The sequence below is a fragment of the Bradyrhizobium sp. UFLA05-109 genome (assembly GCF_054185165.1).
Map to the genome: position 1 here is coordinate 1 of NZ_JBBIAR010000130.1, position 9,793 is coordinate 9,793.

General features: G+C 59.1%; 8 protein-coding genes and 1 pseudogene. 3 read left to right on the forward strand and 6 right to left on the reverse strand.

Annotated elements, in window-relative coordinates; all coding sequences use genetic code 11:
• The first annotated feature begins 1,211 nt into the window (after positions 1–1,211).
• Positions 1,212–1,802 (forward strand): ATP-dependent DNA ligase, encoded by a 591-nt coding sequence (locus Q3C01_RS44180; RefSeq protein WP_458151617.1) that lies wholly within the window; start codon positions 1,212–1,214, stop codon positions 1,800–1,802.
• 434 nt (positions 1,803–2,236) lie between these two features.
• Here Q3C01_RS44180 and Q3C01_RS44185 read toward each other — a convergent pair whose 3' ends face one another.
• From Q3C01_RS44185 to Q3C01_RS44205, 5 genes are all read right to left on the reverse strand, one after another.
• Entirely contained in the window at positions 2,237–2,770 is a 534-nt protein-coding gene (locus tag Q3C01_RS44185) for a hypothetical protein (RefSeq protein WP_458151618.1), read from the reverse strand.
• 25 nt (positions 2,771–2,795) lie between these two features.
• Entirely contained in the window at positions 2,796–3,356 is a 561-nt protein-coding gene (locus Q3C01_RS44190; RefSeq protein WP_458151619.1) for a hypothetical protein, read from the reverse strand.
• A 194-nt stretch (positions 3,357–3,550) separates the two neighbouring features.
• Positions 3,551–4,516, reverse strand: a complete 966-nt coding sequence (locus Q3C01_RS44195; protein WP_458151620.1) for an ABC transporter substrate-binding protein — start codon at positions 4,514–4,516, stop codon at positions 3,551–3,553.
• Positions 4,517–4,765: 249 nt separating this feature from the next.
• Positions 4,766–6,211, reverse strand: a complete 1,446-nt coding sequence (locus Q3C01_RS44200) for an IS1182 family transposase (RefSeq protein WP_458151621.1) — start codon at positions 6,209–6,211, stop codon at positions 4,766–4,768.
• 175 nt (positions 6,212–6,386) lie between these two features.
• Complete coding sequence (locus Q3C01_RS44205) at positions 6,387–6,869, reverse strand: ABC transporter substrate-binding protein (protein WP_458151622.1); 483 nt, start codon at positions 6,867–6,869, stop codon at positions 6,387–6,389.
• Between Q3C01_RS44205 and Q3C01_RS44210 the strand changes: the two are divergent.
• Positions 6,838–7,611, forward strand: a pseudogene (locus tag Q3C01_RS44210) (amidohydrolase family protein); the annotation flags it as partial. The gene Q3C01_RS44205 and the pseudogene Q3C01_RS44210 overlap by 32 nt on opposite strands.
• A gap of 567 nt (positions 7,612–8,178) precedes the next feature.
• Here Q3C01_RS44210 and Q3C01_RS44215 read toward each other — a convergent pair.
• Positions 8,179–9,093 (reverse strand): helix-turn-helix domain-containing protein, encoded by a 915-nt coding sequence (locus tag Q3C01_RS44215; protein WP_458151623.1) that lies wholly within the window; start codon positions 9,091–9,093, stop codon positions 8,179–8,181.
• A 224-nt stretch (positions 9,094–9,317) separates the two neighbouring features.
• Here Q3C01_RS44215 and Q3C01_RS44220 point away from each other — a divergent pair, with 224 nt between their 5' ends.
• Positions 9,318–9,635 (forward strand): hypothetical protein, encoded by a 318-nt coding sequence (locus Q3C01_RS44220; RefSeq protein WP_458151624.1) that lies wholly within the window; start codon positions 9,318–9,320, stop codon positions 9,633–9,635.
• The last annotated feature ends 158 nt before the right edge of the window (positions 9,636–9,793 follow it).

The window sequence follows — 9,793 nt, forward strand, 5'->3', positions numbered from 1 at the left end:
TCAGTGGGATCGTACTATAAGCCTTCGGTAGGCGTGACGAACACGGTCCCCACTTGGAGCAACACCAATCCTCCTGCTCGTTAAGGTAAGTTTCCCTGCAGCAAAGTGCCGCTGGCGTCATGCGCGGGATGGGCGTGCGTGGCGTCCTGGTCTACTGCCAGGACTACCGTTGCAGCCACAATATCGCCGTGAGCGCCGATCGCTGGCCGGACGAACTGCGGGTCATCGAACAGCGCTTTACTTGCACTGCCTGCGGACGCCGCGGTGCAGATGTGCGGCCGGACTTCAGTATAGGCCACCGCATCCGGCTATGGGATATCGATGAAGCTCACCGCCGAACGTCCCTTCGCCAACCCCGAAGCCGCATGGGCCGGAGTTCGGCGCAGGCATCAAAATGGCGGTCGAGCGCGGCTGATTCGAGATGCACGAGAGCGGGCACCTATGTACGGCTGATCAACCAAGAGGGCGGCAACTGAGGCGGTCTTACAGTTGAGATACTAAAAGGGTAACGCAGGCGATCAGCGTTGCCGTACTGAGGGTCACCACGACGAGCGCTTGTTCACTACGGGCTTCGAGCTCTTTGTCATCCATAAGGCTCAACGTCCGTTCGCATTCCCGGTTTCATGTCGGCGGTCTTAGACCTCGCGAACTAAGCCACTTGTCGATATGAGCGACCATTTCGTCTAACCTGGCTTTGCGAAGCAGAGCCTCCCGATCGACGCCGGGGGGAAGCAACTTGGCCTTCTCGCGAAGCCGTTTTGCCTCGGTGACGAGGCGTTCGTGAGTGAAACGGAGACGCTTCATTTGCGCTTCTCCATTCTGTTTGAGAAGTCGGGAGAGGCGTTCTCATCACCGATAGATGCCAGAGGCCGCGCGGTGATAATTCTTAACGCCCTCACCGGTGCTTTCGTTCACAACAGGACAGTCGGTGAGCCTCACCCAGTCGAAGACCCGCTAGCGTGAACAGGATCGCGACGTTTTCCCGCATTGATGAACCGTCGATAGGTTTGTAACCCAAGGCGGGGCCGCCGACGCTCTGCAATGGCCAGCGGCCCCTGCCGGCCACTTCCAATTGCCCTGTCTCAACAGAAGCGATGGCCGACATCAAGCAAAGCCCCGCATGATTTTGCGGTTCCACCTTCAGTCATGCGGGGGTAGGCAGCATCTCTGTTAGATTCGCAAATGGCGCACGGAATGCCTAAGTTCTGTGCATGCGTATGGCGTACGAATTCTGTCTTGCGATCGCCGGCCAGCATGTCCCATCGGGACCGGACTGGATCCATGAAGTGAAGCACGATAGCTCCCGAATGCTGGTCATCCGGCAGAACGAGCGCGTGCGCCTGCTGTCCCGCAACGGCAGCGACTGGACCAAACGCTATCCGTGGATCGCCGAAGCCGCGCTGAAGAACCGGCAGAGGCACTTCGTCATCGACGGCGAGGCCGTGATCCTTGGCGTTGACGGCATCCCCGACTTCAATGCGCTGCACTCGCGCAAGCACGACCGCGAGGTCCAACTCTACGCCTTCGATGTTCTCGCCATCGGTGGCGACGATCTACGCGATTTGCCGCTACACCTGCGCAAGACCAAACTGGAGAGACTGCTTGCTCGGAGGCCGGACGGGATCACCGTTGCCCCGTTCGGGCGCGGCGAGATTGGGCCGGACCTATTCCGTGCAGCCTGCCGCATGGGTCTGGAAGGCTTGATCTCGAAACATCGCGATCGGCCCTACCGCGGCGGCCGGCAAAAGTTCTGGATTAAGGTCAAGAATCGCAGCCATCCTGCGATGGAGCGCGAGCTATGAATCTCCTGTCAGAATGCCTGAACACTGCAATGCGGTGGTCGTCCCGCCATGAACTCGCGTCGCCTCATTAGCATCCCTCTCAGCCTGAGAAACGCAGATTACCATACCAGTTGCAGAAGTACGCTCTTCTGCACTGCGACAATATTGAACGTCGATTGGCAGCGATGGGTCAGACTCGGAATAACTCCCGCTGAGCATAACGAGTCCGCTTTACCCCAAACAGCCGACATAAGAGCCGACGTTTCACAAGGTCCGCGTCGGGCCAACTGCGGACTCATGCACTGCAGCGGATATTGCCGCTTCATTCGAGCACTGCGTCGGCATCCACGATGATTGTTTCAGGGATCGTGATCCCGAGGGCTTTCGCGGTCTTGAGGTTCACGACCAGCTCTCTCGCAGGGCGCTCGATGGGGACGGCGTTCCGTAGTCGACCGCTACTGGTCTCGTTCCAGCTTGGTCAGCAATATCTCCTCAAGATCCTCGGGTACGGCGAGGCGCCGGATCACTCTGGGCCAGAGCTCAATAGGCGGCGAGGCAAGCAGGTCCTCAGACAGCGTCACCACGTGAAGATCGTCGTTAAGATGCGTTCTAAGCCCGCAATGCTGTGCACGGCATGCGACACGTGGATGGCATTCGCGATAACGGCAGATGCGACCAAGGTAATGCCCGGCGGTATCAGCGAGGAAGATGTCGGCCCCGAGGTTAATGGTCTGAGCTAATCCCTTAAGGCGCCGGCCGGCATTTGCCAGCGGTGTCAAATCCATCGCCCGCTCAACCGTCACGAGAAGATCGACATCCTTTGGGATAGCCTTAGCGGTGGCCAGAGAACCCAAAAGAGCAATGCGCCGTACACCCGGACAGAGACGCGCAGCCCGCACAAAGGAATGAGCCCCAAGAAGTAACGGCCGGCGCGGCTCGGCAATCGAGGGCGAAGGACCGCGAGGTCGATGCCGCCGCATTTTGCTCATGCGGCATCCTGTACGGAAGGATACATCATAGGCCTTGATATTCGTCGAAGCCGGCTTCGTGCCAAATGCTGTCTAATTCATCACCTATTCCCGAGCCGACCAGCCTTGCGCGTGACCTAAAGGTTCCGAGGCGTTTGGCGCAGGCGTACCGCTCGGTTAACGGCAGATCCAGGACACGTTTCACGGCCTGGTCATACATGCGGATCAGCGCAACAAAGTAACGCTCATCTTCAAAGGCGCAGGACTCAAGGAAGCTCAAAGCCTCCTCGCAATAGAAGATCGACAATTCGGCCAGCCCAGCCGGCTCTCCAATCGCCTTCTTGTAATCCGCGATTGCCTTCTTGCCCTTTGATATCGATACAGCCTGGCTTCTCATCAAGTCAGGGCAAATCCAGCGCGAGATAATCGCCTTGTAAGGACCAAGCTGATCGGAGCCCAGGCCTAAACGGGTATGCAGGAATGCCTTGTTGACCTTGTCCGCAGCATAGAGGTCCTGGACCAACCCCAGGAGGCCAGCGCGGTCGAACGATTGGAGTGCCGCCTTGACGGCCTTCCAGCTTGGCAACGTGCTTTTCTCGTCGGCCACGACCCACAAAATCCTTCAACGACCGTTTTTGGTGCATCAGACTACCAAATGCGAACTGACTTTGGCCAAGGCGACCAATGCGCCTTCGTCCGATGTCCGCTTGGCCCCAAAAGTGATTGATTGTTGCGCGCGCCGAAATGACGCGACGGGCCATTACCGGACTCATGCACCGCAGCAAACGGCATCTCGCCTCTCTAATCGATCACCTCGTCCGCCGAGACGAGCAGGGAGGGCGGCACCGTGAGGCCAAGTGCTTTGGCAGTTTTCATGTTGATCACCAACTCGAATTTGGTCGGCTGCTCTACCGGCAGATCGGCAGGCTTGGTACCTCTGAGAATTCTATCGATGTAGTCGCCTGAGCGACGCATCAGATCGGCGTAATCGGGGCCGTAAACGATCAATCCGCCCGAGGCAAATGTACGGAAGAGGTAGATCGCGGGCAGACGATGGTTTGCAGCAAGTGCGGTCACGCGCGGGGCCTCTCGATTGGCTAGGGTATCGCCAACAACAATCATGGCATCGGCATGCTGGGCGGCAGCCGACGCAAAGGCGGTATCGAGTTCTTCAGGCGTGGTTGCCTCGACGATCAGCAGAGCCAGGCCTAGCTTTGGGGCTGTTTCGGGCACCTCGGTTATTAGTGGCCTGTGCATCGGGTTGCCGGGATTGATCAACACCGCAATCTTCGAAGCGCCAGGAACCAAATCCCGGAGGATTTCTACTTGTTTTCCGATCATATCTCCGGGGGAGGTCGCAAGGCCCGTTATGTTCCCGCCCGGCCTCGACAGGCTTTGCACGAGGCCGATCGCCACGGGATCGAACACAGCCACGAATACGATCGGAATGGTGGCCGTCGCCGATTTCAGAGCTAGAGCTGCCTCTGGCCCGAAGGCAACGAGCAGATCGGGCTTGAGGGCGACAAGCTCCTCCACTAGAGCCGGTAGGCGCTCGGCATGCCCCTCGGCGTTTCGGGAATCAATGATCAGGTTCTTCCCCACAACCCAGCCATGATCGCGCAAGCTGTCCCACCACATCTTCCGAAGTGTCAAGTTAGTCGACGCGGGACTAAGACTGCCGATCAGGCGAGGCTTCCCTTCTGCCCACGAATGCCGTGGGGAAACGAGCAGTGCCGCAGTGCCCGCTATGAAATGTCGCCGCTTCATTCGGTGCTCATCGCAGCTTAAGAGACGGGCGCAGAGTATCAGATCTCGATTGCCGCCGCACAGTGCAAATGCTGCGTCGCAACGCGCGGGACAGCTATGGGTCTTGGTTGTGTGTAAACGGATAGGTCGGCACGCGGCCGTGATCGTCAATCGTTGCAGGCGGCTCATGTTCTCGCGTCGGATCGTTCGATGACGGCCAAAGTGGGTATCGCGACGCGGTATTGCGCTTTTGGACGCACTTTCCGGCCTTCAGGCGGCGCGGATGGCTGCAATCAGGCTCGGTTTGCCGACGATGTTCATCACCCGTGTGAGGTTATAGGCGAGAACATGCAGCGCCATCTCAGCGGCGACATTCCGTAGGCGCTTCATCAGGAAGTGGGTCGCACCCATACGGGCTTTGATCGTGCCGAAGGGATGCTCGACCGTCTCGCGCCGCGTCCGCATGGCGTCGGGATCGGAATCGAGCCGTCTCTGGACCTCCTCGACCACATGCTCATGCTCCCAGCGCGCGATGCGGCGTTCCTTGGACGGCGTACATTGGCTCTTGATCGCGCAGCCTTGGCACGCCGCTGTCGACCAGTAACGGCGCAGCGTCATTCCATGCTCGATGTTGGTGTAGTGATAGGGCAGCAGCTGGCCGGATGGGCAGCGGTAGACGTCCTCATCAGGCAGGTAGGCGAAGTCCTGTTTGCCGAACCGGCCCTCCGCCTTGGCGTTCGACGTCATGGGCTTGGGCAAGGTGACTGCAACGCCAGCCTCTTCGCAGGCTAATATCTCCTCTCCGTCGAAGTAGCCACGGTCGGCGATCGCCTCGAGTTTGTCCACTTCGAGCACTTCTTTGGCTTGCTTCGACATCCGAGCAAGCTGCCCACGGTCGTTGCCTACGTTTATGACCTCGTGCGTGACAATCAGATGGTGTTCGGTGTCCACCGCGACCTGGACATTGTAGCCGACGACACCCGATCCGCGTCCGCTGGTGGCCATCGAACGGGCATCCGGATCGGTGAGCGATATCTGTTGATCCGGCGTGTTGCGCATCTCCGCATCAAGCACTTCCAGGCGGCTCATCTCCTGCTTCAGCCGAGCGATCTTTTCCTTGATTCTCGTCGTCTTGATGCTAATCGCTTCCGATGGCCCCTGCCGATCGGCGCTATCGAGTTGACGCAGATATCGACCGACGCTTTCCTCGATCTGCGCCATCCGCCTCGTCATCTTGGCATGCGTGAAGTTGCGGTCGCGGTTGTTCACCGCCTTGAACTTGCTGCCGTCGATCGCGACGCTTGGGGTCTGCAACAGGCCCATTTGCCGGCATAGTGCAATGAACTTCGTACAAACCTTCCGGATCGCCGCTCCATTGTCCTTCCGGAAATCGGCGATCGTCTTATGATCGGGAGCCAGGCGGGCGATCAGCCACATCACCTCGATATTGCGGCACGCCTCACGTTCTAGACGGCGACTGGATTGCACCCGATTGAGATAACCGTAGATGTAAAGCTTCAGAAGGACTGCCGGATGATAGGACGGCCGGCCTGTCTCCTTGGCGATCACACGCTCAAACCCCATTCCATGCAGGTCGATCGCCTCGACAAACGCATCGATCACATGAACCGCGTTGTCCTTGCTTACCCAATCCTCCAGACATTCCGGCAAGAGCGTCAGCTGGGATCTGTCCGCGCCTTCAACGAAGCGTCCCATCCGTATCCCCCATCAGGAAACGGAGAAATCCTAGCCGACTCGTGGCTTTTCACACAGCCAGGGTCACAAGCCGCCATCGTCAGCCTTTTCCGCCTAATCCGCTCTACCTCTGAAAGCTGACCTCAGACAGCCGCGTCGGAATGCCGAGATGGGCCAGAAGCGGACATCCGCCGCCTTATTCGATCACCTCGTCAGCTAGTGCGAGCAACTTAGCCGGTATCTCCACGCCGAGCGTTCGGGCAGTCTTTAGATTGACCACAAGGTCGAACTTGGTTGGTTGCACCACCGGCAAATTTGATGGCTTTTCCCCATTGAGAATGCGGCCGGCATATACACCAGCCTGATGATACGATGAGGAAACGTTTGCTCCGTAACTTAGCAGCCCACCGGCGACGGGAAACTCGCGCTCCGAATAGATTGTTGGGAGCCTGTACCGTGCTGCCCCTTCGATCAGTCGAGCACGCTGAATACGAAAAAATGGATCAAGGACCACAACTAACGCACCGGCTTTCGCGTGCACAAGGGTCATGAATGCTTGATCGAGACCAGCCTCATTGCTCGCATTGACGACTAGGAGATCACGGCCAAGAGCGCTGGCAGCTGATCGCAAGCTCTTCTCATCAACCTCAGCGTTTGAGCTGGTCGATGTTCCCGTCATGATCGTCCACGTGTCGAACCGCGAGTCGATGGACGAAATCCGGCGCGCCCAGCAGAAAGGGCTGAAGGTCTTCGGCGAGACCTGCCCACAATATCTCACGCTCACCGCTGAAGACCTTCAGGGGCTCAACATGGAGGGCGCGAAATACGTCTGCCCGCCGCCGCCGCGCGACGAGGCGAGCCAGGCCGCGTGCTGGGAAGGCATACAGACTGGCGTGTTCTCGGTGTTCTCATCCGATCATTGCCCATTCCGCTACGACGACCCGCAGGGCAAGCTCGCGCCCAAGGGGCGCACCAGCTTCGGCTGGGTGCCGAACGGCATCCCGGGCGTCGCCACGCGGTTGCCGATCCTGTTCTCCGACGGCGTAGTGAAGGGACGCATCGATATCAATCGATTTGTCGCGCTCACCTCCACCAACCATGCCAAGACTTACGGACTCTACCCGCGGAAGGGAACGATCGCTGTGGGCAGTGACGCAGACATCGCTATCTGGGATCCGAACAAGCGCGTGGTGATCACGCACGATTTATTGCAGGACGGCTCGGACTATACGCCCTATGAAGGGCGCGAAGTCACCGGCTGGCCGATCCTGACAATGGTCAGGGGACGGGTCGTGGTCAGAGAGGGAGAACTGCTCGGTTCGCGGGGACATGGTTCGTACCTGGCGCGCAACAAGTCTTTTCTTGCGACCGGCGGGCAAGCAGCGAGGGGAGACAGCCGCACAGCGGACTCGGCGTATTAGATGATGCCTTTCCAGCGGTTGCCGTCGGACTGATAAGCTGTCTACGAAAGGCCAATCAGGCTGACCCGCCTTGCTGCCGATCGTGGTCTATGCCGCCTAGAAGCGGCTGCGGCAGACACTGATCAATTTTTCGTAGAACGCGATCAAGCTCACGCAAGCCGGCAGCGTGCAGTTCGTGGTGCACTACCGCAGCCCGGTCGCCGAATATCCAGCAAGCGTGTACCAGGGCGCAAGCACACATCGTCGAGAAGAGGATCGGTAGCTAGAGCGGTCACCGTGGCAAAAAATGCGTGATAACTCTTTGCCAAGGCGTCATGACCTTGGCGTTCGAATGCCCGCAGTCGCTCCGCCTCGCTGCTCGACAGTTCTGCTGGAGACACAGCAATCCCCCCTCGGACGCAAGACCGCTCGATGGTAGCAGCTCCCGGGTACCGGTGAAATCTGGATCTCCCGCATTGGCCCCTTCGGCGACCTCGAAATCCGCAGTGACGTCTGCTTTGCGCCAAAAAGAGAGCCGCCCTCAACGCGCTGAGACCTGATGATCCGACTGCCTCATGGAGAAGTTTCTTAGCGCTTACGCTGCTCCGACGGGCTATGCCCAAATCGCCGCCTAAAGGCGGTGCTGAAGTGCGATGAGCTCCTGAAGCCGCAACGATAGGCAACCTCGGTCACCGACAAGGACCTCAACTCCGGACGGGTCAGCATATCGTAGCAGCGCTGCAGACGGCGGTCCAGGATCCACTCGGAGACCGACGCCTCCGTGAGCCTGAAGAGATAATGCAGGTGCCGGAGCGAGACACCGTTGTTCTTCGCGATCCTCTCCAGCGAGAGATCCGGATCGATCAGGTGCTCCTCGATCCAGGCCTTGACGGATCGCAGGCGCGCCTTCTGGGCGGTCGCATCTTCCGAAAGCTCATCCCTGTCGCCCATGTCCAAGGCAAGCGCCAGGACGTCCGTGAGCTCATCGCCCAGCCGGGCGCGCGCGACCTCATCGAGCGGCGAGCCTTCGGAGGCGAGCGTCGCACAGAACTCGGCCGCAATCCGCCCAAGCTCCCGTCCCGTCGCCATGGTCATCGCGACAGGGATCTTGCTCGCGTTAAACCGCGAGGCGAACTCCACGCGCGGAATCTCCAGATACAGCGACCGCACCTTGCCCATGCACTCCAGGTCATAGGCCTCGGAGGCCGAGAAGATCGCGCCGACGCTGGGATTGGTGAGCAGCGCCCGCCCGGCCTGGAGGACGTTGATTTGTCCCTGCTGGACGAACTCGACATAGTAGCAGTCCTTGTCGAGCTTCGCGATGTGGCGCTCGCGCCGCGTGATGCGCTGCTCCGACAGCAGGACGTCTGTCATCGTGACGGCACCGAACTTCGCTTCACGGATGAAGCCCTGATAGTCCGAGCGCTTCTCCGCGTTGACGTCGAAGCACCCTGAACGCGCGGAAACCGATGGTGCTATCGGCTTCTCGGATGGCCTTCGTATCCGCTCGGCCTAGCTTAGCGCGGTGTGCAACCAGGTGAAGGTCAACTGTCAGTTTACTTTTGGCTGGCGAGCTGTGCGTTGTACTCGCGTAAAAAAGTAAACAAGTCTGCCAAATGCAGTTTTTTCCCTTATCTGGCCCCCGGGCGACGTCCAGGACCGTATCGCGTCGTATCGGCGCTGATATCCTGATGCTAGATTTCAGAACGGCAGCGCGCGGTGACCTCATGTACATAGTCCTTCGCAAGTACACCAAGGTTCGTTCGGTTGCGGACGCTGCTCGCCGCGCCAAGAGCGGCATCGGTCAGATCCTGAGGCAATCGCGCGGATTCAGATCTTACTACGTGCTGGATGGGGGCGGCGGCGTTGGTGTCGCTGTGATGATATTCGAGGACCGCGACAGCGCGAATGCAGCGAACGCTAAGATACTGGAGTTTGTTCAAGCAAGTCTGCTTGACCTCGATCTTGGAGATCCCGAAATCACTGCCGGGGACGTTTTAGTGAATATAGAACCTGATGTGTCCTCGGTCACAAAGGATTCGTAATCGCCCCGAGCTTGTGTGGGGTGCCGCCCCTATCAGCTGCTGTCGATCTCATCAACCAGTTCGCCAAGGTGAACTACTACGTAGTCGCCCGTGAAGAACTGACGCGCCGCCCCGGCCCAAGCGATGTGTTGAGCCGGGACGGTCTCGATAAAGGCTCG

Coding starts and splice junctions, on each gene's coding strand:
- Q3C01_RS44180 (WP_458151617.1), top strand. CDS start 1,212: ATGCGTATGGCGTACGAATTCTGTCTTGCGATCGCCGGCCAGCATGTC.
- Q3C01_RS44185 (WP_458151618.1), bottom strand. CDS start 2,770: ATGAGCAAAATGCGGCGGCATCGACCTCGCGGTCCTTCGCCCTCGATT.
- Q3C01_RS44195 (WP_458151620.1), bottom strand. CDS start 4,516: ATGAAGCGGCGACATTTCATAGCGGGCACTGCGGCACTGCTCGTTTCC.
- Q3C01_RS44200 (WP_458151621.1), bottom strand. CDS start 6,211: ATGGGACGCTTCGTTGAAGGCGCGGACAGATCCCAGCTGACGCTCTTG.
- Q3C01_RS44205 (WP_458151622.1), bottom strand. CDS start 6,869: ATGACGGGAACATCGACCAGCTCAAACGCTGAGGTTGATGAGAAGAGC.
- Q3C01_RS44220 (WP_458151624.1), top strand. CDS start 9,318: ATGTACATAGTCCTTCGCAAGTACACCAAGGTTCGTTCGGTTGCGGAC.